Source organism: Cupriavidus oxalaticus, assembly GCF_016894385.1.
Classification (GTDB): Bacteria; Pseudomonadota; Gammaproteobacteria; order Burkholderiales; family Burkholderiaceae; genus Cupriavidus; species Cupriavidus oxalaticus.
The window spans coordinates 199529-225902 of sequence record NZ_CP069811.1 but is presented as its reverse complement, the minus strand read 5'-3'; the positions used below and the strand labels follow the sequence as shown (position 1 = coordinate 225902).

General features: G+C 67.4%; 23 protein-coding genes. 6 read left to right on the top strand and 17 right to left on the bottom strand.

The window, feature by feature from the left end:
- Nucleotides 1–16: 16 nt before the first annotated feature.
- From JTE92_RS00965 to JTE92_RS00955, 3 genes are all read right to left on the bottom strand, one after another.
- Nucleotides 17–1036, bottom strand: a complete 1020-nt coding sequence (locus JTE92_RS00965; RefSeq protein WP_063241038.1) for a 4-hydroxythreonine-4-phosphate dehydrogenase PdxA — start codon at nucleotides 1034–1036, stop codon at nucleotides 17–19.
- A 22-nt stretch (nucleotides 1037–1058) separates the two neighbouring features.
- Nucleotides 1059–2027, bottom strand: coding sequence for a Bug family tripartite tricarboxylate transporter substrate binding protein (locus JTE92_RS00960; protein ID WP_063241039.1), 969 nt, complete (start codon nucleotides 2025–2027; stop codon nucleotides 1059–1061).
- A 107-nt stretch (nucleotides 2028–2134) separates the two neighbouring features.
- The gene (locus JTE92_RS00955; protein WP_063241040.1) at nucleotides 2135–3079 is read right to left on the bottom strand and encodes a LysR substrate-binding domain-containing protein; all 945 of its coding nucleotides are present in this window, start codon (nucleotides 3077–3079) and stop codon (nucleotides 2135–2137) included.
- Nucleotides 3080–3222: 143 nt separating this feature from the next.
- Here JTE92_RS00955 and JTE92_RS00950 point away from each other — a divergent pair, with 143 nt between their 5' ends.
- Together JTE92_RS00950 and JTE92_RS00945 are read left to right on the top strand one after the other, a co-directional pair.
- Complete coding sequence (locus tag JTE92_RS00950) at nucleotides 3223–4152, top strand: dihydrodipicolinate synthase family protein (protein ID WP_063241041.1); 930 nt, start codon at nucleotides 3223–3225, stop codon at nucleotides 4150–4152.
- A 178-nt stretch (nucleotides 4153–4330) separates the two neighbouring features.
- Nucleotides 4331–5905, top strand: coding sequence for an aldehyde dehydrogenase (NADP(+)) (locus JTE92_RS00945; RefSeq protein WP_063241093.1), 1575 nt, complete (start codon nucleotides 4331–4333; stop codon nucleotides 5903–5905).
- Nucleotides 5906–5969: 64 nt separating this feature from the next.
- Here JTE92_RS00945 and JTE92_RS00940 read toward each other — a convergent pair whose 3' ends face one another.
- Entirely contained in the window at nucleotides 5970–6896 is a 927-nt protein-coding gene (locus JTE92_RS00940; protein ID WP_063241042.1) for a LysR family transcriptional regulator, read from the bottom strand.
- A gap of 210 nt (nucleotides 6897–7106) precedes the next feature.
- On the opposite strand from JTE92_RS00940, the gene JTE92_RS00935 reads away from it, so the two are divergent.
- Nucleotides 7107–7763 carry a dienelactone hydrolase family protein gene (locus JTE92_RS00935; protein WP_063241043.1) on the top strand — a complete coding sequence of 219 codons (657 nt, stop codon included), beginning with the start codon at nucleotides 7107–7109 and terminating at the stop codon, nucleotides 7761–7763.
- A 50-nt stretch (nucleotides 7764–7813) separates the two neighbouring features.
- Here JTE92_RS00935 and JTE92_RS00930 read toward each other — a convergent pair whose 3' ends face one another.
- The 4 genes from JTE92_RS00930 to JTE92_RS00915 form a co-directional block, all read right to left on the bottom strand.
- Nucleotides 7814–8791: a LysR family transcriptional regulator gene (locus JTE92_RS00930; protein ID WP_084254765.1), complete on the bottom strand. Its 978-nt coding sequence runs from the start codon at nucleotides 8789–8791 to the stop codon at nucleotides 7814–7816.
- A 405-nt stretch (nucleotides 8792–9196) separates the two neighbouring features.
- Complete coding sequence (locus JTE92_RS00925; RefSeq protein WP_063241044.1) at nucleotides 9197–10450, bottom strand: MFS transporter; 1254 nt, start codon at nucleotides 10448–10450, stop codon at nucleotides 9197–9199.
- A gap of 2 nt (nucleotides 10451–10452) precedes the next feature.
- Nucleotides 10453–11709, bottom strand: a complete 1257-nt coding sequence (locus tag JTE92_RS00920; protein ID WP_232353395.1) for a radical SAM protein — start codon at nucleotides 11707–11709, stop codon at nucleotides 10453–10455.
- 61 nt (nucleotides 11710–11770) lie between these two features.
- Complete coding sequence (locus tag JTE92_RS00915; protein WP_169834848.1) at nucleotides 11771–11911, bottom strand: hypothetical protein; 141 nt, start codon at nucleotides 11909–11911, stop codon at nucleotides 11771–11773.
- Between the two features lie 362 nt (nucleotides 11912–12273).
- On the opposite strand from JTE92_RS00915, the gene JTE92_RS00910 reads away from it, so the two are divergent.
- On the top strand, nucleotides 12274–13332 hold the full coding sequence (locus JTE92_RS00910; protein WP_063241046.1) for a phytoene/squalene synthase family protein: 1059 nt from the start codon (nucleotides 12274–12276) through the stop codon (nucleotides 13330–13332).
- A 37-nt stretch (nucleotides 13333–13369) separates the two neighbouring features.
- On the opposite strand, the gene JTE92_RS00905 is transcribed toward JTE92_RS00910, so the two are convergent.
- The 6 genes from JTE92_RS00905 to JTE92_RS00880 form a co-directional block, all read right to left on the bottom strand.
- Nucleotides 13370–14548, bottom strand: a complete 1179-nt coding sequence (locus tag JTE92_RS00905; RefSeq protein ID WP_063241047.1) for an FIST signal transduction protein — start codon at nucleotides 14546–14548, stop codon at nucleotides 13370–13372.
- 151 nt (nucleotides 14549–14699) lie between these two features.
- Nucleotides 14700–15707, bottom strand: coding sequence for a Bug family tripartite tricarboxylate transporter substrate binding protein (locus JTE92_RS00900; protein ID WP_063241048.1), 1008 nt, complete (start codon nucleotides 15705–15707; stop codon nucleotides 14700–14702).
- Between the two features lie 199 nt (nucleotides 15708–15906).
- Complete coding sequence (locus JTE92_RS00895) at nucleotides 15907–16638, bottom strand: SDR family NAD(P)-dependent oxidoreductase (protein WP_063241049.1); 732 nt, start codon at nucleotides 16636–16638, stop codon at nucleotides 15907–15909.
- Between the two features lie 192 nt (nucleotides 16639–16830).
- Nucleotides 16831–18033, bottom strand: a complete 1203-nt coding sequence (gene pcaF / locus JTE92_RS00890; RefSeq protein WP_063241050.1) for a 3-oxoadipyl-CoA thiolase — start codon at nucleotides 18031–18033, stop codon at nucleotides 16831–16833.
- 40 nt (nucleotides 18034–18073) lie between these two features.
- Entirely contained in the window at nucleotides 18074–18712 is a 639-nt protein-coding gene (locus JTE92_RS00885; RefSeq protein ID WP_063241051.1) for a 3-oxoacid CoA-transferase subunit B, read from the bottom strand.
- A 24-nt stretch (nucleotides 18713–18736) separates the two neighbouring features.
- A complete protein-coding gene (locus JTE92_RS00880) occupies nucleotides 18737–19399 on the bottom strand; it encodes a 3-oxoacid CoA-transferase subunit A (RefSeq protein ID WP_174544880.1) in 663 nt (220 codons plus the stop codon).
- Between the two features lie 516 nt (nucleotides 19400–19915).
- Here JTE92_RS00880 and JTE92_RS00875 point away from each other — a divergent pair.
- Nucleotides 19916–20167: a hypothetical protein gene (locus JTE92_RS00875; RefSeq protein ID WP_063241053.1), complete on the top strand. Its 252-nt coding sequence runs from the start codon at nucleotides 19916–19918 to the stop codon at nucleotides 20165–20167.
- 47 nt (nucleotides 20168–20214) lie between these two features.
- On the opposite strand, the gene JTE92_RS00870 is transcribed toward JTE92_RS00875, so the two are convergent.
- Nucleotides 20215–23277, bottom strand: coding sequence for an AAA family ATPase (locus JTE92_RS00870; RefSeq protein ID WP_063241054.1), 3063 nt, complete (start codon nucleotides 23275–23277; stop codon nucleotides 20215–20217).
- On the bottom strand, nucleotides 23274–24422 hold the full coding sequence (locus tag JTE92_RS00865; RefSeq protein WP_063241055.1) for an exonuclease SbcCD subunit D: 1149 nt from the start codon (nucleotides 24420–24422) through the stop codon (nucleotides 23274–23276). Before JTE92_RS00865 ends, JTE92_RS00870 begins: the two co-directional genes overlap by 4 nt.
- A 163-nt stretch (nucleotides 24423–24585) precedes the next feature.
- Here JTE92_RS00865 and JTE92_RS00860 point away from each other — a divergent pair, with 163 nt between their 5' ends.
- Nucleotides 24586–24942 (top strand): YgiW/YdeI family stress tolerance OB fold protein, encoded by a 357-nt coding sequence (locus tag JTE92_RS00860; protein WP_063241056.1) that lies wholly within the window; start codon nucleotides 24586–24588, stop codon nucleotides 24940–24942.
- Between the two features lie 28 nt (nucleotides 24943–24970).
- On the opposite strand, the gene JTE92_RS00855 is transcribed toward JTE92_RS00860, so the two are convergent.
- Nucleotides 24971–26335 carry a sigma 54-interacting transcriptional regulator gene (locus JTE92_RS00855; protein ID WP_063241057.1) on the bottom strand — a complete coding sequence of 455 codons (1365 nt, stop codon included), beginning with the start codon at nucleotides 26333–26335 and terminating at the stop codon, nucleotides 24971–24973.
- Nucleotides 26336–26374: the final 39 nt, after the last annotated feature.

Here is a 26374-nt window from a genome sequence, read left to right as displayed (position 1 = left end):
GGATTGATGAGAGAGGCTAGGCGTTTGCGGCGGCGCGCCGTTGCGCGCCCATGCGGCAGGCGATCTGGAACGCCTGCTGCGTGGCGCCGGGGTCGGCGCGGCCCTGCTGCGTGATATCGAACGCGGTGCCGTGCGCCGGCGTGGTGATCGGCACCGGCAGCCCGCCCTGCACCGTCACGCCGCGCGAGAAGCCCATCAGCTTGATGCCGATCTGGCCCTGGTCGTGGTACATGGTGACGATGGCGTCGAACTGCCGCTGCGCCGGGCCGCCCTGCACCTTCAGGAAGATGGTGTCGGCCGGGAACGGGCCTGCGGCATTCACGCCGCGCTCGCGCGCCGCGGCGACGGCCGGGGCGATCACGTCGATCTCTTCGCGGCCGAAGGCGCCGTTGTCGCCGTTGTGCGGGTTCAGGCCGCACACGGCGATGCGCGGGCTCGCCATGCCGGCGCGGCGCAGCGCCTGGTCGATCAGGTCGATGGCGGCGCCGACGCGTTCCAGCGTGATCATTGCCGGCACGTCCCTGAGCGCCACGTGCGAGGTCACGCGCGAGGTCCACAGGCCGTCGAGCACGTTGAATTCGCAGAAATCGCCGTGGTAGGCAAGCTGCTCGGCGAACCAGTGCAGCTCGTCGCTATGGTCCATGCCGGCGGCGTGCAGCGAACTCTTGTTGAGCGGGCCGAACAGGATCGCATCGGCCTGGCCCGACTGCGCCAGCTGCAGCGCCAGCGACAGCGTGCCCAGGCTGTAGCGGCCGCCCTCGGCGCTGGACGCGCCGCGCGGATACGCGGGCCTGCCGTCCAGTTCCCAGTGGTAGAGGCGCGGCGCGCCGGGTGCGAACCCGAGGGTGTCGGTCTCTGCCAGCGCCAGCTCGACGCCCGCCACCTGCATGCCGCGGCGCCATTCGTCGCGGTCGGCGATCAGCAGGATGTCGGCCTGTTCGCTGGTGGCCGGATCGGCCAGCAGGCGCGCGATCAGTTCGGGGCCGATGCCGGCGGGATCGCCCAGCACCATCGCGATTCGTGGACGTGAAGTCATGAAGTTCTCTTGAAATACGGGCTCAGTCGAGCTTGACGCCAAGCTCTGCGATCAGCTTGCCATAGCGCGCGTACTCCGCGCGCGAGAAGGCATCGAACTGCGCGGCAGTCAGCGTGCCGGGCACGGCGCCCACGTCGGCCAGCTTGCGCACGGTATCGGGATCCCTGATCACGGTCGACAGCGCGGTACCCAGCTTCTGCAGCGTGGCGGGCGGCGTGCCGGCCGGCGCATAGACGCCGTACCAGGCATTCATCTGGATGCCCGGCACGCCGGCCTCGGCCAGCGTCGGCACATCGGGCAGCAGCGCCGAGCGCTTGTCCGCGGTCACCGCCAGCGCGCGCAGCTTGCCGGCCTTGATATGGTTGATCACCGACGGCATGGTCTCGAAGCTCATGTCCACCTGGCCTCCCATCAGGTCGACCAGCGCGCTGCTGCTGCTCTTGTACGGCACGTGCAGCAGCTTGCCCTGGATCTGGCGCGCAAACGCGGCGCCGGCCAGGTGCTGGGTGCTGCCGACGCCCGACGAGCTGAAGCGGAACTTGTCCGGGCTCGCTTGGATCTGCGCGACCAGCGCCTTGACGTCGCGCGCCGTGACCTGGTTGTTGACCACCAGCACGTTGGGCACCGACGACACCAGCGCCACCGGCGCCAGGTCCTTGAGCGGGTCGAACTGCAGCTTGAGCAGGTGCGGCGCGATCGCCTGCGAGGTGACCACGCCCATCAGCAGCGTGTTGCCGTCCGGCGCGGCCTTGGCGGTGATGTCCGCGGCGATGGTATTGGAGGCGCCGGGGCGGTTGTCGACCACGACGGGCTGCTTCAGCTGTGCGGCAAGCTTGTCGGAGACGATGCGCGCCATCACGTCGGTGCCGCCGCCGGGCGCGGCGCCCACCATCAGGCGCACCGGCCGGGTGTCCTGCGCCCAGGCGCTGGTCGTCATTGCAGCAGCCACTGTGGCCAGGCCGGCCAGTGCACCGGCAATCCGTGTCTTCATCGCTGTCTCCATTTTGCTGTCCGGCTCTGGTGGCGCGGATGAGCAGACTATATGGGCATCAGCGATTCGCTACTACTGACGTTTTTTGAACTGGCGATCACCTGGCGTTATACCTCCGCCGCCTTCCCTGCCTGCGCTTTCAGGATCGCCACCAGCTGCCGCGCGGAAGCGGACAAGGCGCCGCCACGCCGCGTAACGATGCCGAAGGTCTGCTGGCGCGATTGCAGGTGCACGGGCAGGATCCGCAGCATCTTCTGGCGCACGAACAGCGCCGCCACGCTGGCCGGCAGCAGCGACACCAGCCCGGCATCGCGCTGGAGCATCGCCACGGTGATCAGCGCCGACGACGTGGAAATCGCATTGGCGGGAAAGCTGACGCCGGCATGGTCCAGTTCGCGCTGCAGCAGCGCATGCATCGGCATGTGCCCGGTGTATGTGATCCAGCGATAACCGGCGAGATCAGCGAAGTCCATGGTGCGCGCACGGGGCGCGGGATGCGCGTGGCCAACCACCACGGACACCTGCTCGTCGCCAAGCGGGTGGTAGCGGTACTTGCCGGGTTCGTCGCTGACCAGCGAGCGGCCGAGCACGAGGTCGAGATGGCCGTCGTCGAGCTGGCCGAGCAGGCGCAGGCTGGTGTCCTCGATGATCTCGAGCGCCAGGTCCGGGTGCGCCTGCCGCAGCTGCTCGAGCGCCGGCACCAGCACATCCGGCACCGCGCCCATGATCACGCCGACGGCGACGCGCCCGCCGCTGCCCGCGCGGATGCCGGCCACTTCCTCGCACATCGCACTCAGGTCCGCCACCAGCTGCCGGGCATGGCGGATCACGCAATGGCCGAACGCGTTGGGGCGCATGCCGCGCCTGGAGCGCTCGAACAATGGCGCTTCCAGCATGCCTTCCAGCTCCTGCAGCGACTTGCTGGCGGCCGACTGGGTCATCGCCATCGCGGCGGCGGCCTGGTGCAGCGACTGGTGCTCGTCCAGCGCGATCAGCAGTTGCAGTTGCTTCATGCGCAGGCGGCCGGTAAGGGTGTCCAGGGTGGATTTCATGCTAGGACAAGGTGAGTCGCAAAAGCGATCACCAGATGGAAAGCTTTCAATATACAGCGCCGCTGCGCCGCTCGTATATTGGCCCGACCCGATTGACTGCCCAGAACCCGCGTCGGCCGCGTGCCAGCCGCAAGGAGGAGACCATGACCCGATCCCAGCCGCCTGTCTACCGAGGTGTTTTCCCGGTCGCACCGACCATCTTCGACGAGCACGGCGGCCTCGACCTCGACGGCCAGCGCCGCTGCATCGACTTCATGATCGACGCCGGCTCGCACGGGATCTGCATCCTGGCCAACTTCTCCGAGCAGTTCGTGCTGAGCGACGACGAGCGCAGCGTGCTGATGAAGACCGTGCTGGAGCACGTGGACGGCCGCGTGCCGGTGATCGTCACCACCACGCATTTCAGCTCGCGCATCTGCGCCGAACGCAGCCGCGCCGCGCAGGACGCCGGGGCCGCCATGGTGATGGTGATGCCGCCCTACCACGGCGCCACCATCCGCGTGCCCGAGCGCGGCATCCATGAGTTCTTCGCCACGGTCTCCGCCGCGATCGACATCCCCATCATGATCCAGGACGCGCCGGTCAGCGGCACCACGCTGTCCGCGCCCTTCCTCGCCCGCATGGCGCGCGAGCTGGCCAATGTCTCGTACTTCAAGATCGAAGTGCCGCAGGCCGCGGCCAAGCTGCGCGAGCTGATCGAGCTGGGCGGCGACGCCATCGTCGGCCCCTGGGACGGCGAAGAAGCCATCACGCTGATGGCCGACCTGGAAGCGGGCGCCACCGGCGCGATGACCGGCGCGGGCTTCCCGGACGGCATCCGCCAGATCCTGGATGCTTGGCAGGCCGGCGACGCCGAGCTGGCGGCGCAGCGCTACCAGCAGTGGCTGCCGCTGATCAACCACGAGAACCGGCAAGGGTGGCTGGCGACCAGCAAGGCGCTGATGAAGGAAGGCGGGGTGATTGCCTCGGATGCGGTAAGGCATCCGCTGCAGCCGATGCATCCGGCCACGCGGGAAGGGCTGCTGAAGGTGGCGCGTCGGCTGGATCCGCTGGTGTTGCGGTGGGGGCAGTGAGCAGCGCGCAGTCATTTGGCAGCGCTTCGCATCGAGCAGCGCCGGCCCTCACCCGGCCCCTCTCCCGCTTGCGGGAGAGGGGCCGGGTGAGGGCCGGAGCCTCCACGAAGTCCCCACATCTCGCCATGGCACCACCCCTGCAAGCGCCATGACCAACCACACTTTCCCAGATCCCAACATGACCCTAACCGGCAACCTCCTGATCGGCCGCCAATCCATCCGCGGCACCAACGGCTCCCTCCACGGCATCGATGCCGCCACCGGCGCCACCCTCGAACCCGCGTTCGGCGGCGCCACGCCGGCGCAGCTCGACCAGGCCTGCGCCCTCGCCTGGCAAGCCTTCGACACCTATCGCGAGATCTCGCCGGAACGCCGCGCCGATTTCCTCGAAGCAATCGCCGCGAACATCCTCGCGCTGGGCGACGCGCTGGTAGACCGCTGCGTCGCCGAATCCGGCCTGCCGCGCGGCCGCATCGAAGGTGAGCGCGGCCGCACCGTCGGCCAGCTGCGACTGTTCGCCGGCATGCTGCGCCAGGGCGATTTCCTGGAGCTGCGCGTGGATCCGGCCCAGCCCGAGCGCCAGCCGCTGCCGCGCCCCGACCTGCGCCTGCGCCATATCCCGCTGGGCCCCGTGGCGGTGTTCGGCGCCAGCAATTTCCCGCTGGCGTTCTCGGTCGCGGGCGGCGATACGGCTTCAGCGCTGGCCGCCGGCTGCCCGGTCGTGGTCAAGGCGCATTCGGCGCATCCGGGCACCTCGGAACTGGTGGGCCGCGCGGTCCAGCAGGCGGTGGCAGAGCTGGACCTGCCCGAAGGCACCTTCTCGCTGCTGTTCGATGCCGGCCGCGAAGTCGGCCAGAGCCTGGTGGCAGACCCGCGCATCCGGGCAGTCGGCTTCACCGGCTCGCGCGCCGGCGGCACCGCGCTGATGGCGATCGCCGCGGCGCGCCCGGCACCGATCCCCGTGTTCGCGGAGATGAGCAGCATCAATCCCGTGCTGCTGTTCCCCAACGCGCTGGCTAACCGCGCCGAGGCCATCGGCGCGGCCTTTGCCGGCTCGCTGACGCTCGGCGCCGGCCAGTTCTGCACCAACCCCGGCCTGGTGCTGGCAGTGGAAAGCGAAGGCCTGGAGCGGTTCCTGGAAGCGGCTGCGTCCAGCCTGGCGCGCATCGGCGCGCAGAGCATGCTGACGCCCGGCATCCTGCACGCCTACTGTGGCGGCGTGGACGCGCTCGCGCAGCATCCGCAGGTACGGACGGTAGCGCGCGGACAGGCCGGCAACACGCTGCAGGGCCAGGCCGCTCTGTTCAGCACCAGCGCCGAGGCCTTCCTCGCTGACGCTGCGCTGCGCCACGAGGTCTTCGGCGCCGCCTCGCTGGTGGTGCGTTGCCGCGACGTGGCGCAGATGCGGCAAGTGACCGAGGCGCTGGAAGGGCAGCTCACGGCCGCGCTGCATCTCGATGCCGCCGACCATGACGCGGCGCGCACGCTGCTGCCGTCGCTGGAACGGCTGGCGGGACGCATCCTGGTCAATGGCTTCGGCACCGGGGTGGAGGTCGGGCATGCGATGGTGCATGGCGGGCCATGGCCGTCTACGTCGGATGGCCGGACCACTTCGGTTGGCAGTCTGGCGATTGCGCGGTTTGTGCGGCCGGTGAGTTATCAGGACCTGCCGGATGACCTGCTGCCGGCAGCGCTGCGGGCGGAAAGCGCGTTGCGGCACACCTGGCGGGTTGATGGCAAAGCGTCGCGGTGAGGGCCGCCCTGACGCCCCTTGCTTGCAGCCTGTTTGCCCCCCCTCTACACCCAGCAGCCAGCCATCACTGCGCCAGCGCCCGCAACGTATCAACCAGCAAGCTCATTGACGCAGTCGGCGGCCGCCCGCGCCGCGTGACGATGCCGTACGGCCCGAGCTTGCGCGGCAGCGGCAGAGGCAGCACGGCCAGCGCTCCCACCCGGGCGTAGTAGGCCGCGACCGACTCCGGCAGCACCGCGATCAGTTCGCTGTCGGCCAGCAGCGAGGTGGTCATCAGCACCGCGGCGGTCTCTATGCTCGACGGCGGCGCAGCCACGCCGGCGTCCTCGAACGAGCGGTCGATCAGGGCGCGCATGGGGCTGGGACGCGGCTGCATGATCCAGGGATAGCGGGTCAACTCCGCGAACGACAGCTTGCGCCGCCGCGCCAGCGCGTGCTGCGGCCCGACCACGATCGCCAGGCCTTCGTCGCCGAGCTGCTCGAACTCCAGGCCGCTGCTGTCCCAGCCGTCCGGCACGCGCCCCAGCACGATATCGAGCTGGTCGCGCTCCAGCAGCGGCACCAGCACGTCGCTGGTCTCTACCTGCACCGCGACCTCCAGCCGCGGGTGGTCGCGGTTGAGCTGGCGGATCACCTCGGCCAAGAGGCCCGGCGTCGGCGCCATCACCGCGCCGACCCGCACCCGGCCGATCTTGCCGGATTCCAGCGCGACCAGTTCGTCACGCAAGCCGCCCATGTCCGCGAACACCAGCCGCGCGTAACGCGTGGCGGCCAACCCGAAGCGCGTGGCCCGCAGCCCGCGCGCATGGCGCTCGAACAGGGGCACGCCGAGCAGGTCTTCCATGTCCTGCAGCATCTTGCTGACGGCGGGCTGAGTCAGCGTCAGGGCCTCGGCGGCCTGGCGCAACGAACCGCGCTCCTCGACCGCCAGCAGCAGGCGCAGGTGCTGCATCTTCAGGCGGCCGTGGAGGGTGCTGACGGGTGGGATCATGGGTGGAACGAAGTCCGGGATGCAAGGACAGGCTCGCGCCTGCGATCGCAAATTCTTATCGCTTCGTCCCGGATGGTCAACCCGGAGATATCACTGCGGCACCGGCGGCTGGCCTCGCTGCCACGCGCGCCCTATAGTGAACTGGATGCGGCCCGCGCTACGCTCTGCACTTCAAGGCCGCATCCGTGCCATCCGTCGGAGGACAGCGCCATGCCTGGCGGTGCAAACATCACCGAGGTGACGATCCCGGCTTCCGGCGTGACCTTGCAAGGCATCCTCGCGCTGCCGCCGGGTGCAGCGGCATTGGTGCTGTTCGCGCACGGTACGGGCAGTTCGCGCCATAGCCCGCGCAATCACTACGTGGCCGCCGAACTCAACCGCTGCGGCATGGGAACGCTGCTGATGGATCTGCTGCTGCCCGATGAAGACCAGGTGCAGGCCATCCGCTTCGACGTCGCGCTGCTGGCCGCGCGGCTGGCCCATGCCACCCGCTGGGTCACGCAGCAGCCCGGCATGCCGCGGCAGCTGGGCTACTTCGGCGCAAGCATTGGCGCCGCCGCATCGATTCGCGCCGCGAGCACGTCGCCAATCCCGATCGGCGCTACCGTCTCGCGCGGCGGCAGGGTCGACCTGGCCGGCCCCGACGCCCTTGCCAGCCTGCGCACGCCGACCATGCTGATCATCGGCGGGCTGGATATCAGCGTGCTGGAACGGAACGAGGCGGTGTTTGCCGAACTGTCCTGTCCGAAGAAGCTGGTGATCGTGCCCGGGGCTTCCCATCTGTTCGAAGAGCCCGGCGCGCTGGAATCGGTCGCTCGCCTCGCGGCGCAATGGTTCGAGCGCTATCTGTGCAAGGCAGCGTCCTGAGCAGCGCCTGCGGGTTCTTATCGCAGCCCCGAATCGGCTATTTCGGAAATTCACTCGCTGACACGGCATCCATGTGGCCCCTCCTGCATAGCGAGTCCGCAAGCAGACGTTTCCCGCCTGGCAATCGCCAGAAGCCGTTGCACGAGATCGGGAACCTGTTCCGTAACATGCACCGCGCCAAGAGGAGCGAGCCGGGCCGGCAGTTCTACCTGCAATCGGCACACTCGCCCGCCAGCCAACACGCCTGCCGATATGCTCCGCGGTATCAAAGCCACGGAGCCAGGCAACTGCAGGAAGGTCTCCAGCACAGGTAGGGACACCGCTGCAAGCGGCAGCAACTTCGCGTCGGGTAATGCGTTCAGCACGATGCTATCAAACACGTCCCGCAGGTGGACACCAGCCGGGGGCAATACCCAGTTCGCCCCCTGAAGTGCTTGAATGGGAATCGAGGCCCGCTTTCGCAACGGGTGCGTGGACGAAGCGACAATCATGGCGTCATCGTCCAGAATCGACTCGAATTGCAGCGCTTTGGGCAATAGCGGTGGCATCCTGCAAAACACAACATCCAGGCAGCCCGCACCCAGCAGCGGAATCAGACGCACGCCACGATCTTCGTGCAATTCGATTCGCACTTCTGGGTGGGCCTGATGGAAGGTACTCAGTACCGGGGCCGTCAACGCGTAGGAAGCGGCGGGAATGGAGCCGATACGCAGAACCATCGTATTGCCCTGCCGGCTCGCGGCCAGAAATTCCGCGGATTCCTGAAGCCGCGCCATGACTTCGCGCACGTGGGAAATGAAGCCTCGGCCGCCCTCTGTCGGCCGTATCCCACGCGCATGGCGCTCGAATAGCTTAATGCCCAATAACAACTCTAGCTGAGCAAGCGCCTGGGTTGCGGCCGACTGGCTCATGCAAGCTTCCTTTGCGGCGCGGGCAATACAGCCGCAATCGGCGACCATGACCAGCAGCTGCAGTTGGCGCAGACGGCCCTGCCTGATCAGGCGCCCAGCGAGTACTCGTGCGAGCATGGGCACTGTGGCGCCCGCAAGTCCAGACGTTGCTATGGCAACCGGCAAGTTTTTATTTGACCGTTTCACGTGTGAAAGAACTCGCGGTGCCGCGCTTGCCAAGGAAGGGGGCTGGAATCGGCACGGCCATATTCCAACCTTTGTCCAACACAAGCGTTACCAAGAAGATGACCGTCCAATTCCAACAAGTTCGACGCCATCGGAGTGAGCAAGGCGTGCAGGGAACGGCGGGAAGCCGTTACAGTTCCAGCATGCGGTGCCTTCTGCAATGATCCACCTCAATCTTGCGCACCATTCAGACTAGGACAGTGCGCCAGGCCTGCCCGCGCCGCACCGGGCAGAGTCAACGGCCACACGCATGCGTTGGCCACGGACTCACGACACGCCGGTTTGAGTTGTGTCGTTTCAGCTATGGTTGCACCAATCAGGCGAATTAGGCTGGACACCAGATTTCTTCAGTTTCAGATGAAGCAGCAAAGCCACGGCAACGCAAAGGCCCGCGTTGTATGTTGCAATGGCTTGAAAGGCATCGGTGAACTGGAGTAGCACGCCAGCCGCAAATAATCCCGCCGGAAAGGCAGCCCCCACGATCAATGCTTGCACCCCCAATGTGCGGCCATATGCATCCCGCGGCACCTGCCTCATCAGCAGCGCGTCCGCCGCGCTCCCGGAGAACGCGACGCTGGCTCCGATGAAGATCAACGCAACGTTGAAAACCGGATATCGCCAGGCGCTCGCCAACTCCGCTGATACACAGACCAGCATGAACCCGCAACCGGTCATCGTCGCCATTGCTGGAAGATGGCATCGTCTCAGCTTTGCATAACTTAAGGCACCTCCAACTGCCCCCGCACCCAGACAGGACTCCGAAATTCCGAGATAAGTGCTGTTAGAACCATCGATACTCGCAATAAAGAGCGGCATGATGACGACCAACGGTGATAGTACAAAATTAAGGACCGCGGTAAAACCGAGCGTGCACATTAGCGTGTGTTCGCCTTTGTAGAACGCAACCGCAATCGCAATGCGCTCGGCCAAGGGCAACGGCTTTTGAGTCGCAGAACAGGAAGATGCCGATTCTATATCCAAGGACCAGATTACCCATGTACTAACCAGCAGAATGCCGCAGCACGCCAGCGTAGCGTATGCAGCCTCGAACGCTATCAGCAGTAGACCACCAAACAGAGGGACCACCAGCTTACCCAGATAGCCTGCACTGCGAGACAGACCCGCGGCCACACCCTCGCTCTCGCCATGAAGTGCCTCCTTGATCAGAACCTGCCGGGAAATTGAAAAACCGGTGGCCGCCATCCCCAACCCAATCTCAGAGGGGATCAATAGCCAGAGCGGCACCCACCGTACCAACACTGCGATCGTCCCGAGCAAAATTGCAGTACCTGCCAGCAGCGATACCATGCAGGCATTCCGTGCCCCTATTCTTTGAATCAGGCTATTTAATGGGATACCGCTGAAAATTCGCGCTATGGCACCGCCGCCTATGGCCAGCGGCAGCAGCGCGGTGAATTCCGTGAGTTGCGAGAGGAACCACGTGATCGTAAAGGTCTGCAGAATTGTGGCACTCGGTACGAGAAACCCCACGGCGGCCAGCCCTATGAATGATTTCGGCAGACCCTGCCTTTCTGTCCTCTGCAACGTCATATTTACTGTCCCAGGATGGTCCGCGTCAATGCAGCCCCACGCTGGCCCAGTGACATCAAGTAGAAGACATTGTCGCGAATATCGCTACAAACAGAGAATTCCTTTGTGGAATCAAGGCCTCCTGCCACCAGATCAGCATAATCTGCGCGAGGGCAATAGTGAGAGACCGGACATGCTTCGCACACCGCCGGTTCTTCCAGAAGTGCCTGGTATTCGCATAACTTATCGAATCCATAGTCGCCCGTCACGATGTCCCCGAAGTGGTACTCAGGAAACTCAAAGAGATTGTCCTGCGGGCATACACGGCCATCATGATTGATATGGAATTGCACGCGAGGCAGAATTCCTGCATCTCGTGTATAGATTAGCTTGAGATAGCGGGCGATTGGCGACGATTGCAAAAAAATCCCCAGCGTGGCGTCATGTTCGATGGCAGCCACCATCTTCTCCGTGATCATTCTTGTCGTTACCTTGTTCAGCAACTTCATGCGCGCTGCCGATCCCGTCATGCTCAACGGTGAATACAAAAACTGCGTCGCTCCAAGTTCTCGCGCGAAATAGATAGTACCGACAAGAGATGAGAAATTATGTGGCCCAACTACGGCCTTGATAGAGATGAAGGCGCCCTTGCTGGCCATGTACCGCACATTGGACACGACCTGATCAAAACTTCTGGGTCGGAAATGATCATGTACTTCTTGTACGTGAGAATCCAACGAAATGCGCCATTCGACGCCACCATCCTTGTACAACTCCGAAAACGCCTTCGACTGAAATTTTCTTGTATCCACCGCATTGCTCGACACCCGAACCAGCAGACCTCTTTCCCTGGCGTACCCAAGGATCCTTTCGAAATCCTTGTTTATGGTTGGCTCACCACCAAAAAGTTGAAGTGTCCGTGGCGGCTGGTTCATTGTGCTACCGACGTCGATGATGTAATCGATGAAGTTCTTGACCTCGCGATATTCCAGGTCGAACTTTCCTCGACGCATGCTGCTTGGGGCCTCTATATAACAATGAGGACAAGTCAAGTTGCAACGATTGGTGAGCTTGACGACTGGATACAGAGCTAGATGCTCCTTTCTCGCCAGCTTGGATGTTTTCGAAATTCTTTTCAGCGAACGAATGAGAATCGGATCACTAGCCGCCAGAAAGCTCTCGATTTCTATCGCTTTTTCTTTACTCACCTTCATCCATGTCTGTGGATTTTTTGTTACGTATATCACCCCGTCATCAATGTCCGCTTTGAAGAACTGCATGTCACCCCTCCTTCGAGAGCGACGAGGTGGAAGCATTTCCACCTCGCCTTACTCATCGCGCTCAATACTGGATGGCTTCTCCCCACATGGCGCGTTCCGGATCATGACCCGAATCCCACTCGACCTCGAAGGCAAAGCCTTCGAGGTCGAAGCTGGTGTGCGAATCAATTTCCGTGGAGGTGCTGCATGATTTATCGATCATTTCGAACTCCTTTTTGACTGAGAAATTGGGCAATTTCACGCTGCCCAGCTGCAGTTTAGTGATACGAGATTCTGGTACCAGTCGCTTTTACCTGCGAGCTAACGACGCTATCAATATCTCATCAAGGTGAGAAATCAGACTAATGGCAATGCCGAGGCTAGCATCGGAAGGGAGTGACGCAGCGCCGGCTTCACCCTTCTTCGTTGCGGACATTGCCGAAGCACATGCATCCTCGTCCGCAAGCCAGCCGCTCCAGTTGCGGCCCCACGGGCCATACGCCGAAGTACAATGTCCCGGCCCACCCGTCTTCCTGCCAACCGGGCCCATCTCTCCGCCAACCTCTCAAGGACAGGTCACCACCCATGCGCGACACCAGCCGGGCGTTCCTCCTCGGTCCGCTGCTCAAAGGCGTGTCGCGTTCGTTCTACCTGACGCTGCGCGTGCTGCCCGCGCGCATGCGCGATCCGGTTGGCCTGGCCTACCTGCTCGCACGCGCCGCGGACACCATTGCCGATACCGCGCTGATCGCGCCGGAAAGGCGGCTGGCATTGCTGTTGTCGTTGCGCGACCAGGTCAATGGCGTGAGCACAGGCGCGGCGCCCATGCCGGACTTCGCCGCGGAAGTGGCTAGCCAGCAGGCGCAAACCGACGAACGCATCCTGCTAGAGTCGCTTGATCATGCGCTGGCAGTGCTGGCGCAGCTGGAGCCGGCCGACCAGGCCGCGGTGCGGCAGATCGTGTCGACGCTGACCGAAGGCATGGAATTCGACCTGCGCACCTTCCCCGATGAACGCGCGGGCCGCATCGTCGCGCTGCGCGAGGCCGAGGAACTGGACCGCTACACCTACCTTGTCGCCGGCTGCGTGGGCGAATTCTGGACGCGCATGGCCGCGGCCCACATGCCCGGTGCGATCGCGCAGGGGAACGGCGTGGCCGGCACGATGCTGCGCCGCGGGGTCCGCTTCGGCAAGGCCCTGCAGATGACCAATGTGCTGCGCGACTGCGGCAAGGACCTGCGCATCGGCCGCTGCTATCTGCCCGTGGCGATGCTGCAGCCGCATGGCCTGAGCCCGCAGGACCTGCTGCTGCCCGACGCTTCGCTGCGCGCGCGCGCCGTGATGCGCGAACTGGTGCGCAAGACGCTGGACCACTTCCGCGAGGCCATGGCGTACACGCTAGACATCCCGGCGCGCTTCGTGCGGCTGCGGCTGGCTTGCCTGTGGCCCGTGCTGATCGGCATGGAGACGCTGCGGCTGCTGGTGCGCAACGACGGCTGGCTGGACCCGGCGCGCGCGTCCAGGCTGCCGCGCCGCCAGGTCTATCGCATCCTGGCGTATTCGCTGCCGATAGTGCTGTCGAATGGCCTGCTGCGCGCCTGGTTCGGGCGCCAGTTGCGCGATATCGAGGCTGTCATCGGCTGACGCCTGCCCGGCGGCACGCGCGACCGTCCATACCGGATCAGTGGCCGGTAAAGACCGTCAGCACGCCCGTATAGCCATAGAGGTGGTCCCGCGCGATCTCGCCGCCGGCAAAGAACCCGGCCAGCGGCAGGTCGCCCAGCGCGCGGCGCACCGTCTGCAGCTCGGCATGCGGCGCGCCGAAGTGCGGACCGCCCCGGCCGGAGCAGCTGATGTAGAGCGCACCCCGCGCGCGGCCGCCGCCCTGTTCGATCTCCGCGCGGATCTCGGTGGCGATGCGCGCCAGGTCCGCGCGCGCCGCCGCAGCGTTGCGCATGCAGAAGGCGAGCCGCATGCCGGGCGCTACCGTGTCGGCCAGCGCCAGCACGCGATGCTGCACGTCCAGGCCGATCAGGTGCCGCACCAGCGTGTCCGAGCCAAACCTGCCGGGCAGCGCCGGCACATCGTCGCCGGCGGCGTTCAGGCCCGCCAGGGTGCCTGACAGGGCCTCGGCCATGGCCTCGACCGGGGCGCCACGGTCCACCTTCAGGTCGTCCAGGACGCAGTCGAGGGCGGGCTTGCCGTCCAGGGCGAACACCAGGTTCTGCTCGCCGCGCGTCACGGTGCGGACCGGCCCGATCGGCTCGCAACCCTGCGTGACCCGCGACACCAGCTCGACTTCGGGGCCGAACAGCACCCCTGACAGCCCGCCGGAGAATACGCCGTCGGCAATGTGCAGGGTACGGTTGCGTGCCGAGGACAGGCCGCCGAACAGGTAGCCGGTGGCGGTGCGCGCGCTCAGTTCATGCAGCAGGTCCTGCACGTCCGGTGTGCTGCCTTCGGCATGCACCAGCGCGGTATGGGGAACGAAGCCGGCAGACGCGGGCGGCAGCGGCTGGCGTCCGGAGAAGACGCGGAAGGCATCGCGCGGAAGCGGCGCCGCCATCAGCACCATGGCCGGTTCGTCGAAGTACTCCTTGCCGCTGGCGGAAACGCCCAGCCCGGCGGTGCCGACCCAGGACATCCCGGGCCAGTTCTGCTGCAGCGCGGCAAGGATAGCTTCCGCGGCCAGCGCGTAGTAGTCGCTCAGGTAGCACCAGCCGAGCGTCAGCGGCGGCGCGTCGTCTGACCTGGCCTGCCTGAGCAAGTCCTGGGTATCGAGCTGGCGCTGGCAATCGGCCAGCGCGACCTGCCACTCGACATGGGCCGCGTCAGCGTGAACGAAGAAAAGGTCTTGCATGGCGATTCCTCCGGTTCAGGCTGACGACACCCATTGGACTGCGGCCGGGATAGTGTGTTCAAGGCCCGGGCCGCGCCCCGCCAATTAAAAAAAGCCGGCCCCTCAAGGAACCGGCTTTCCACTATCGCGCAGCAACAGAGGCCGATGGCAATCAGTCCACCGTAGCCCCCGAAGCCTTCACCACCTTCGCCCACTTGGCCGTCTCGGCCTTCATGAACGCGGCCAGCTGCGCCGGCTTTTCCGGATTGGGTTCAGCACCCTGGTCAGCCATCTGCTTCTTCACTTCCGGCATGGCCAGGATCTTGACCACTTCCGCGTTCAGGCGATCGACGATGGGCTGCGGCGTGCCGCCCGTGGCGTACAGCGCGAACCACGAGGTCGCTTCATAGCCCGGCACGCCCGACTCGGCCACGGTCGGCACGTTCGGCAGTGCCGGCGAACGCTTGGCCGAGGTCACGGCGAGCGCGCGCAGCTTGCCCGCCTTCACGTGCGGGTACGACGACGGCATATTGTCGAACATCAGGCCGATCTGGTTGCCCAGCAGGTCATTCACCGCCGGCGCGCTGCCCTTGTACGGAATGTGCTGGATATGCAGGCCGGTCATCGAGTTGAACAGCTCACCCGACAGGTGCATCGACGAGCCGCTGCCCGACGAACCGTACGACAGCTTGTCCGGATTGGCCTTGACGTAGGCGATCAGTTCCTTGACGTTGTTGACCGGCACCTTAGGATTCACCACCACCAGGTTCGGCACCATCGCCACGCGCGTGATCGGCGCGAAGTCCTTGACCGGGTCATACGGCAGCTTGGAATACAGCGACTGGTTGATCGCGTGCGTGCCGATGGTGCCCATGAACAGCGTGTAGCCATCGCCAGGCGCCTTGGCCGCCAGCGAAGCGCCGATGTTGCCGCCTGCGCCCGGACGGTTGTCGATCACGACCGGCTGGCCGAGCGCCTTGCCCAGCTGCAGGCCGACGATGCGTGCCAGGATGTCGGTGGTGCCGCCGGCCGAGAACGGCACGATCAGCGTGACCGGCTTGGTCGGGTAGCCGCCTTGCGCGTGCGCGGCGCCGGCGAAGCCGGCAAAGGTAGTGGCCAGCGCCACGCCGGCGGCGAGCAGGCGGCGGCGCGTGGTGGAGGTCTGGGAATCGTGTCTCATCGGTATTACTCCGGTAAAGCTGTCCCGACGGAGATTGGGGCCCGTGCAGGACGTTGTGCTGAAATGGCGTGATTGCCGTTCCCGAACGGATGCTGCGCGCTCGCGCGCATCCTGGTTGACGGCCCGGCTCGGGGCCGCCATGCGTGACGCTTGGTTAACGTCTCTTCTTGTCGAATCTTTGAGTGCCGGCGCGCGCTGCCTATACCGGTGCAACGCCCAGCGTGGTGCCGCCGCACACGTACATCACCTGGCCGGTGACGAAACCGTTGTCCGGCGACAGGAAGAACAGCGCGGCGCGCGCGACGTCTTCCGGGGTGCCCATGCGCTTGACGGTGATGCTGGCAAGGATGCGCTTGGTCTGCTCCGCGCCTTCCGGGTTGCTCTTGCGGAACAGCTCGGTGGCGATCGGGCCCGGGGCCACGGCGTTGACGGTGATGCCGTCGCCGCCCAGTTCCATCGCGAGCGTGCGGGTCATGCCGATCAGGCCGGCCTTGGTGGCCGAGTACACCACGCGCTCGGGCTTGCCCAGCGCGGCGCGCGAGGCCATGTTGACGATGCGGCCGAAGCCTGCGGCGCGCATCGCGGGCAGGCAGGCTTGCAGCAGCAACAGTGGGGCCTGCAGGTGCAGGCCGGTCACGTAGTCCAGGTCGGCAACGGTGGCGCTGTCGGCGGTGCCGGGGCGGGTGGCGCCGGCATTGTTCACCAGGCGCGTGACGGCAAAGCGCGACGCGACCTGCTCCGCCGCGGCGCGGGTCGCCTCGGCGTCGGTCAGGTCGGCCTGGACGAAGGTCATGTTGGGATGCGACCAGGCCGGCGCGGCGTAGTCGACATTGACCACCTGGGTCACGCCATCGGCCAGCAGCATTTCACAGATGGCGCGGCCGATGCCGGAACTGCCGCCGGTGACGAGGGTGGCTACGGGGAGGGACATCTTTGACTCACTTTCAAAACGACTGCGGACTGCGGTCTTGCTCCCCTCTCCCGCATGCGGGAGAGGGGCCGGGGGTGAGGGCAGGACGTTGCATAGCAGCGCGACTGACTTCGTCGATGCGCCCGCCCTCACCCCAACCCTCTCCCGCAAGCGGGAGAGGGAGCAAACAAGCGGTAGAACTGACCGCCGCGCTTAAACGCGCTCGATCACCATCGCAATGCCCTGGCCCACGCCGATGCACATCGTGCACAGCGCGAAGCGGCCGCCGGTGCGGTGCAGCTGGTACATCGCGGTGGTGACCAGGCGCGCGCCGCTCATGCCCAGCGGGTGGCCCAGCGCGATCGCGCCGCCGTTCGGGTTGACGCGCTTGTCGTCGTCGGCCACGCCCAGTTCGCGCAGCACGGCCAGGCCTTGCGCGGCGAACGCTTCGTTCAGCTCGATCACGTCGATCTGGTCCAGCGTCATGCCCAGTTGCCTGAGCAGCTTCTGCGTGGCCGGTGCCGGGCCGATGCCCATCACGCGCGGCGCCACGCCGGCGGTGGCCATGCCGACGATGCGCGCACGCGGGGTCAGGCCGTGTTGCTTGATGCCGGCTTCGCTCGCCAGCAGGATCGCGCAGGCGCCGTCGTTCACGCCCGAGGCGTTGCCGGCGGTCACGGTGCCGTCAGGACGGACCACGCCGCGCAGCTTGGCCAGCGCTTCCATGCTGGTGGCGCGCGGGTGCTCGTCGCGCTCGACCACGATCGCATCACCCTTCTTCTGCGGGATCGTGACAGCGGTGATTTCCTGGGCCAGCGTGCCGTCGGCCTGCGCGCGCGAAGCCTTCTCCTGGCTGCGCAGCGCCATCAGGTCCTGGTCTTCGCGGCTGATCTTGTAGTCGGTGGCGACGTTCTCGGCGGTCTCGGGCATCGAGTCCACGCCGTAGGCCGCGCGCATGGCCGGGTTGATGAAGCGCCAGCCGATGGTGGTGTCGAAGATCTGCGCATCGCGCGAGAACGCGCTGGTGGCCTTGCCCATCACGAACGGGGCGCGGCTCATGCTTTCCACGCCGCCGGCGATCATCAGCTGCGCTTCGCCCGCCTTGATGGCGCGCGCGGCGGTGCCGGTGGCGTCCATGCCGGAGCCGCACAGGCGGTTGATGGTGGCGCCCGGCACGTCCTGCGGCAGGCCCGCCAGCAGCGACGACATGCGCGCCACGTTGCGGTTGTCTTCGCCGGCCTGGTTGGCGTTGCCGTAGATCACGTCGTCGATGGCCTTCCAGTCGACATTGGGATTGCGGGCCATCAGTGCCTTCAGCGGCACCGCGCCGAGGTCGTCCGGGCGCACCGCGGACAGGCTGCCGCCGTAGCGGCCGATGGGCGTGCGGATGGCGTCGCAGATAAAGGCTTCGGTCATGGTGTGTCTCTCTCTTTGTGATGGATATCGATGCCGGCGCTCAGGCCTGCTTCAGGGGCACGCCGGTCAGGCGCTGCAGTTCTTCAAAGCTCAGGCCCTCCACCAGGTCGCGCGCGACCAGCCCGTCGGGGGTCACGTCGAGCGTGGCAAGGTCAGTGTAGATGCGCGTCACGCAACCGATGCCGGTCAGCGGATAGGTGCACTGCGGCACGATCTTGCTTTCGCCCTGCTTGGTCTGGTGCTCCATCATCACGAACACCTGCTTGGCGCCGATCGCCAGGTCCATCGCGCCGCCCACGGCGGGGATGGCGCCGGGGGCGCCGGTGTGCCAGTTGGCCAGGTCGCCTTTTTCGGACACCTGGAACGCGCCCAGCACGCAGAAGTCGAGGTGGCCGCCGCGCATCATGGCGAACGAATCGGCATGGTGGAAGTACGAGCCGCCCGGCTTGATCGTCACCGGCTGCTTGCCGGCGTTGATCAGGTCGCCGTCCTCTTCGCCGGCAGCGGGGGCGGGACCCATGCCGAGCAGGCCGTTCTCGCTGTGCAGCAGGATTTCCTTGTCGGCGGGCAGGTGGTTGCCGACGAGCGTCGGCAGGCCGATGCCGAGGTTGACCACGGCACCTTCGGGAATGTCTTTGGCCACGCGGGCGGCCATCTGATCGCGGGTCAGGCGTTGCATGCTGTTTCTCCTGTTGCCTGTCGCTCAGGCGACCTTGACGACGCGCTTGACGAAGAGGCCCGGCGTCACGATGTGTTCGGGGTTCATCTCGCCCAGCTCCACCACCTTGCTGACCTGCACGATGGCGCACTTGGCGGCCATGGCCATGATCGGGCCGAAATTGCGCGCGGTCTTGCGGTAGGTGAGGTTGCCCCAGCGGTCGGCGGTCTCGGCCTTGATCAGCGCGAAGTCGGCGTGGATCGGCGATTCGAAGACGTAGCCCTGGCCGTCGATGATGCGGGTTTCCTTGCCCTCGGCCAGCGGCGTGCCGTAGGCGGTGCGGGTGAAGAAGCCGCCGATGCCGGCGCCGGCGGCGCGGATGCGCTCGGCCAGGTTGCCCTGCGGCACCAGTTCCAGCTCGATCTCGCCGGCGTGGTACAGCGAGTCGAACACGTACGAGTCCGTCTGGCGCGGGAACGAGCAGATGATCTTGCGCACGCGCCTGGCCTTCAGCAGCGCGGCCAGGCCGGTGTCGCCGTTGCCGGCGTTGTTGTTGACGATGGTCAGGTCGCGCGCGCCTTGCTCGATGAGCGCGTCGATCAGTTCCGCGGGCATGCCTGCGAGGCCAAAGCCGCCAATGAGGATGGTGGCGCCGTCGTGGATGCCGGCCACCGCCGCTTCCACCGTGTCGTATAGCTTGTTGATCACTTGCGTTTCCAGGTCGGAAGATCCGCAGGCTACCGGAGCGGGCCGCAAGGCGCGGCGCATGAAAGACGGTCTCCGATAGTCCTGCCGGAAGGATGTTCGTTCGCGGCCGGCGGCGTTGGCGCCGCCAGTACCGCCCGTTGAACGGTCCAGCAGTCTGCGTGGTGTTGTCTGGGGCCGTGCGGTCGGCACAGCCGCGATCCGAAAGCCGCCAGTGGTTGACCGGCCGTTGTTCGCTATTAGAACTTGAATTCGCAGAATGAACAGGTTACACCTGCGCGCGGGCGACGGTCAACCCGTCGGCCGGCCTGGGACGCAAACGATGGGCGATCACCGCGCGGGGTGACGGCGGCGTCCCGTGTAGGACAGAACCGACAGGGGAATCGGCTCGCCGTCGATGTTGCGCCGGAGTCGCGGCGGCTATCTTGGAAATCAGAAGAGGGCAGCGCCGCACAGCAGCCCCCGGACCACCCGGCTCAGGCGCGCCGCCCGGCATCTGACAAGAAAGAGGAGTCCGCCATGGCCACCGCCAGCGTCCCGAATGCATCCACGCAACATGCCGCAGCCCTTGCGCGCATCCTGCAGGTTACGCAGCAGGCGTGGGGATTGGGCCAGGAACACAGCGAAACCGTCGCCTCCGCGACAACTCGCAGCACTGCCGGACAGCGCGCGCCCAGGCTGTCGCGCCGCGCGCGGCTGGCGCAGGCCGCGGCGCGCGCGTTCGAGGCGCAGGTCATGGCGATCCGCTGCCGGCAGGTGTTCGTCGGCTGACCGGCATGCCGGCCGGTCCGGCCGGCAAATACGCTCTCAGTACTCTCTCAGGCCACCGCCGCCACGCCACTCAGCGTGGCGCGGCTGCCGCCAACCCCCGGCCGCACTTCCAGACGCACGTCGATGCGCTCGCGCAACTCGGCCACGTGCGAAATGATCCCCACCAGTCGGCCGGCTTGCTGCAGGTCGAGCAGCGTACGGATGGCAAAGTCCAGGCTTTCCGGATCCAGCGTGCCGAACCCTTCGTCGACGAACAGCGTATCGAGCTGGATGCCGCCGGCGCGCGACTGCACCACGTCGGCCAGGCCCAGCGCGAGCGACAGCGACGCCAGGAACCCCTCGCCGCCTGACAGCGTATTGGCCGGGCGCGGCGCCCCGGTGTCGTGGTCGAACACTTCGATATCCAGCCCGCCGGCGCTGCGCTGGTCGGCCTGCTCGCGCACGCGCTGCAGCACATAGCGGCCCCGGCTCATTGCCAGCAGCCGCGCCGACGCGGCTTCCAGCACCTCGTCGAGCAGCGTTGCCAGCACGAAGCGCTGGAAGGTCATGCGGCGCGGGTTGTTGCCGTTGGCGACCTCGGCCAGCCGGCCCAGCACCGCGTAGCGGGCTTCGATCTCGCTGCCCTGCGCGTCGAGCTGCTGCAGGCGCAGCTGGCATTGCTGCAGCAGGTCGCGCGAGCGGCCGCGCTCCGCCTGTTGCCGGACCAGGGCTTCCACTGCGTCGGCGGCGGCCTGCCGGGCGGCACGCAGACCGTCCAGGTCCGGCACGTCCAGTCCTTGCGCGGCGGCTTCGGCGCGTTCGCGCAGCCGGGCGGCCGCGACCAGTTCCGCATCGAAGGCGCGCAGCGCCTGGTCGATGCGTGCCATGTCGGCATCGGGCAGGCTGGCCGCGGCATGCGCCGCGGCATCGGCGAGACCTTCCCGCTCCAACGCCTGCGCCAGGGCGTGTTCCGCTTCGGCGAGGCGCGCGGCGGCTTGTGCCTGGGCCTGCCGGGCCGAGCCGAGCCCGGCCTGCGCGGCGGCGGCATCGGCTGCGGCCTGCCGTTCCGCCGCCTGCGCGGTGGCGAGGGCGCGCTCCAGCGCGGCGGCCTCGGCCTGCGCCTGGCGCAGGGCTTCGGCCAGCGCCACCGGATCGCGCGAATCCTCGGGGACTTGCGCGCAGGCAACCTGCCAGTCGACCTGGCACTGCGCCAGCGCCTGCGAAGCCGTTTCCGCCGCGATGACGGCGGCGCGGCTGGCGAGTTCGGCCGCCTCGCGCGCGGTGCGGCTGGCGGTGATGGTGGCCTCGCACTGGCCGACGCTGGCCGCTGCCTGCCGGCCTGCCGCCAGGGCGGCTTCCAGCGCTGCAATGTCTGCCTTCAGCTGACGCGCGGCCTCGTCCGAGACCTCGCCCAGGGCCTGCGCGAGTTCGTCGGCACGCTCGCGCGCCTGCGTGGTCGCGGCCTGCGCGGCCTGTACCGCGCCGGCGCAACGCACCGCCTGCGACTCGGCCTCGAGCATGGCGCTGCGCGCCTGTTCCAGCGCCTCGTCGGACAGCGGCGTGTCGACGTGCTGCGCCGGGGCGGGATGCGCGCTGCTGCCGCAGACCGGGCACGCCTCGCCGGCGGCGAGCGACGCCGCCAGCCGGGCCGCCTGGCCGGCGCGCCACGCGGCTTCGGCTTCGGCCAGCGCGGCACGGCGGCGGTCGCGCATGCGCGTGGCCAGTTGCTGCGCGGCGTCGGCGTCGGCGGCCTGTCCGACGGCGGTGGCAAGCGACTGCAGCGCCTGGGCGTGGCGGCTGAACTGCCGCGACTTGTCCTGCAGCGCCGCGAGCTGCAATTGCGTGCCCTGCAGCTGCGCGGCCGCAAGCCGCGCCTGCCCGAGCGCGGTCTCTGCCGCCGCGGCATCGGCCTGGCTCGCGGCCAGCCTCGCCGCGGCACGCTCGCGCGCCTCGGCGGTGGCGGCCTGCTTTTGCCGTGCCGACTGGAAAGCCTCGCCCAGGGTGCCGAGCTGCCGCGCGCGCGGCAGCATGGCCTCCAGTTCCGTGCAGCGCCGCTGTGCGGCCGCGCGCAGCTCGGCACGGGCAGTCTCGGCTTGCAACGCGGCAGCGGCTTGCACGGCTTGCTGCGCGGTACGCGCTGCGGCCGCTTCAGCTTGCCCGAACGCTGTGCCGGCCGCCGCGTGGTCACGCTGCGCGAGCTGCCACTGCTGCAACGCCGGGTTGACGCGCGCCGCCCGCTGCGCCGCCTGCAGCCGCACACGTTCGGCCTCCAGCGCCGGCTGCTGTGCCAGCAACGCGGCGTGCGCGGCTTCGGCCTGCTGGCGCTCCTGCAGCCGCGCCGCCACCTGTTCGCCCGCACCCAGCGCCGCCTGCGCCGCGGCCAGCGCCTGGCGGGCGCCCTGCTCCTGCCCCTGCAGTGCTTGTATTTCCGCGTGCAGCGCGGCGATGCCGTCGGCGAGCGCCTGCACGCTCTCCATGCCGGCCTGCCGCAGCGCTTCGTCGCGCTGGATGCCGATGCGTTCGGCATCGCGGCGGATGCCGGCCGCCTGGGTCTTCAGCAGTTCTTCCACCCGGCGATAAAGCTCGGTCCGGAACAGCCGCTCCAGGATCGCCTGCCGCGCCTGCGAGCTGGCGGTCAGCAGTTCGCGGAAGCGCCCTTGCGGCAGCACGATGACCTGGCGGAACTGCGCGCTGTCGAAGCCGAGCAGCGCGCGGATGGCATCGCTGACCTTGCCCGGCTGGCCGGCCTTGCTGACCCAGCCGTTGCCGTCATGCTGGTCGAGCTGCGCCCTGGCCGGTTCCGTCAGCCAGCCCTCGCCGCGCTGCTTGGGCCGCTCCTGCGCGGGCGAGCGCACCACGCGCCAGCGCTGCGCGCCCAGGCTGAATTCCAGCGAGACTTCAGTGCGCAGCCCCGGCGCGGCATTGGCGCTGCGCATGGCCTGCGCGCTGCGCTCGCCGCCGGAGGTATCGCCATACAGCGCGAAACAGATCGCATCGAGCAGCGTGGTCTTGCCGGCACCGGTGGGACCGTGGATCAGGAAGAAGGCCTGGCCCCCGAGCCGCGTGAAATCGACCTGCTCGGTCGCGGCAAACGGGCCGAAGGCCTGCAGGGTCAGTTGCAGCGGTCTCATGCCGACTCCCGTTCCGCCGCCGCCATGCCGGCCAGCACCTGGTCCAGCACTTCGCGGTGGCCCGGCTCCAGCTCGGCGTCGGCCACCTCGCGGAAAAAGCTGGCAAACAGCTCGCCGGTGCCAAGCTGGCGCAGCTGGCGGCCCGCTTCCGAGGCCGTGCCGCTGCGCGCCAGCACCGTGCGCTCGATCGCCAGCGCATTGGGATAGACCTGGCGCAGCCTGGCCATCGGGTCGAGCAGCGCGCCGGTATCGGTCAGGCGCGCGTGGATATAGTCGTCGCGCCGCGGGTCATCGGCGCCGGCGGCGAGCAGCGCGGCCAGTTCGCCTTCCACCACGCGCACGTCGCGCAGCGGCTGCAGCGGCGCCGGCGTGATCGACACGGTGCCGCCGGCATCCAGCTCGATGCGCGACACCGACTTGTCGTGCGCGCATTCGGACAGCGAGTACTTGAGCAGCGAGCCGGCGTAGTGGATACGCCCGCCGCCCAGCGTCTGCGGCCGGTGCAGGTGGCCCAGCGCGACCAGGTCGAAACCGGCGAACAGGTCCGCCGCCACGGCGCCGCTACCACCGACCGACAGCGGCCGCTCCGATTCGCTGGCCGCGCCGCCGACCACGAAGGCATGGCCCACCACCACCGCGCGCACGCCCGGCGGATGGACCGCGCGGATCGCGTCGAGCTGCGCGCGCAGCGCGGCTTCGTGCGAGGGCAGCTCCGCGCCCATGGCGTCGCGCACCACCGCGGGTTCGGCATATGGCAGCGCGTAGAGCCGCACTTCGCCGTGCGCGTCGTGCAGCGTCACGCTGGCGGCCTCGGCCAGCGTGCGGCCGGCCACGTGCAGGCCCTGCGCGCGCATCAGGCGCGCGCCGAATTCCAGCCGCTGCGCGCTGTCATGGTTGCCGGCGATCATCACCACCGGCACGCCGGCATCGACGACGATGCGGCCCAGCACGTCGTCGAGCAGCGCCACCGCCTCGGGCGGCGGCACGGCGCGGTCATAGACGTCGCCGGCGATCAGCACGGCGTCGGGTCGCTCGGCTTTGACCAGTTCGACGAACTGGCCGAGGATATGGGCCTGGTCTTCCAGCAGGCTGCGGGCATGGAAGAGCCGGCCGAGATGCCAGTCGGCGGTGTGCAGGAAACGCAATCTGGGATCCGGTGGAAAGGTGGATGCGGCCGGTGGATGCGGCGCGCGCAGCCAGCATGATAAATCGTTGCGGCGCCCGGGCAGCCGTTCAGCGACGGTTCAGCCGTGCCGGCGCATCATCCATGCCATCGCCCCCGGGTCCCAACCTTGATGGAGAACGCATATGAAACACATCCTGACCGCCACCGCCGTGGCTCTCGCCCTTGGCCTTGCCACCGCCGGCGCAAGCGCGCAATACACCGGCCCCTCGTCGATCCCGGCCGTAACCGTCAAAGCCTTGCAGGCCGACGGCAAGGACGACCAGCACGCGGTGCTGCGCGGCAAGATCGTCAGCAGTGTCGGCGACGAGCGCTACCTGTTCTCGGACGGCACCGGCCAGATGAAGGTGAAGATCAAGCAGAAGGTGTGGCCGGCGCAGAAGCCCGTCGATGCCAACACCACGGTGGAGCTGGTCGGCGAGTACGACAAGGAGCTGATCGGCGAATCGCACTTCGACGTGAAGGAGATCCGCCTGCCTTGACCATTGGCCGCGCGGCCATGCGCCGGCATCAGACCGGCTCGGCCTCGCTGTCGGCGATCTGGAACTTGCGCATCTTTTCCCACAGCACCTTGCGGCTGATGCCCAGGCTCGCCGCCGTGTCCTGCCGCCGCCAGCCATTGGCATCGAGCGCGGCCAGGATGCGGCGGCGTTCTTCGGTATCGGCGCGCAGGTCGTTGCGCTCGCCGCCGTCGAACGCGCCCGGATGCAGCGCGCGGAACAGCGGCCGGATGCGTTCCTCGTCCCAGCTGCCGGCCTGCTGCACGGTAATGCCGACGCGCTCGGCCAGGTTGCGCAGCTCGCGCACGTTGCCGGTGAAGTAGGCAGTGCCGACCGCGCCACGGAGCCAGTCGGGCAGCGGCGGCAGGCCGCCGAAACCGGACGGTCCCAGCATATGGCGCAGGAACGATTGCAGCAGCGCGATCTTGTCGGCCGGCCCGCGCTCTTCCAGGCTGGGGATGCGCATCTCGATCACGGCCAGGCGGAAATACAGGTCGGCGCGGAAGCGCCCTTGCCGCACCGCTTCGCGCAGGTCCTTGTTGGTGGCGGCGACCAGGCGGAAGTCGAGCTTGATCGACAGCGTCGAGCCCAGCCGCGTGATGGCGTTTTCTTCCAGCACTCGCAGCAGCTTGACCTGCTGGAACAGCGGCAGATCGCCGATCTCATCGAGGAACAGCGTGCCGCCGTTGGCCTGCTCGAAAAAGCCGCGGTGCGCGAAGGCAGCGCCGGTGAAGGCGCCCTTGGCGTGGCCGAAGAACTGCGATTCGAACAGCCCGTCTGGGATCGCGCCGCAGTTGACCGCGACGAACGGGCCCTTGCCGTAGCGGCGGTTGCGCTCATGGAACAGGCGCGCGATGCGCTCCTTGCCGGCCCCGGTCTCGCCGTACAGCATCACGTTGCTGCCGAAGTCGGCAAAGGTCTCGACGTGCTGCAGCAGCTGCCGCATCGCCGTGGAGCCGGCCACCAGCTCGGCCTCGCGCGCGCCGCCGGCGTCGGCGGCCACCAGTTGCGGCAACAGCTTGCCGATCTGGTTGCGCAGGTCGGCGCCGGTGAAGTCGTCGGTGAGGATATGCGCGTATTCGGGCGGGAAGCGGCCGGGATCGGACTCGCGGCCCGGTGCCGCGACCCAGATCACCGGCATGCCGTGCGCGGCCTCCCAGTCGAGCGTGAAGCGCGCCGCGCCGATCACCGAGACGCTGATCACGGCGATGCAGGGCTTGGTGCGCGGCTCGGCGGGCGGCGCCTCGAGCGCCCCGGCGCGGATCACGTCGACGCCCAGCGGCGACAGGAAGCGGGTCACGCGGTCGGCAATCTCGTACTTGCCTTCCCACACGTAGACTTCGAGGTTTTCGTAGGCCCAGCGGTCGGTCTTCATTGCATCTCTGCCATCAGGCGGTTGTGGGGCAAGGCCATG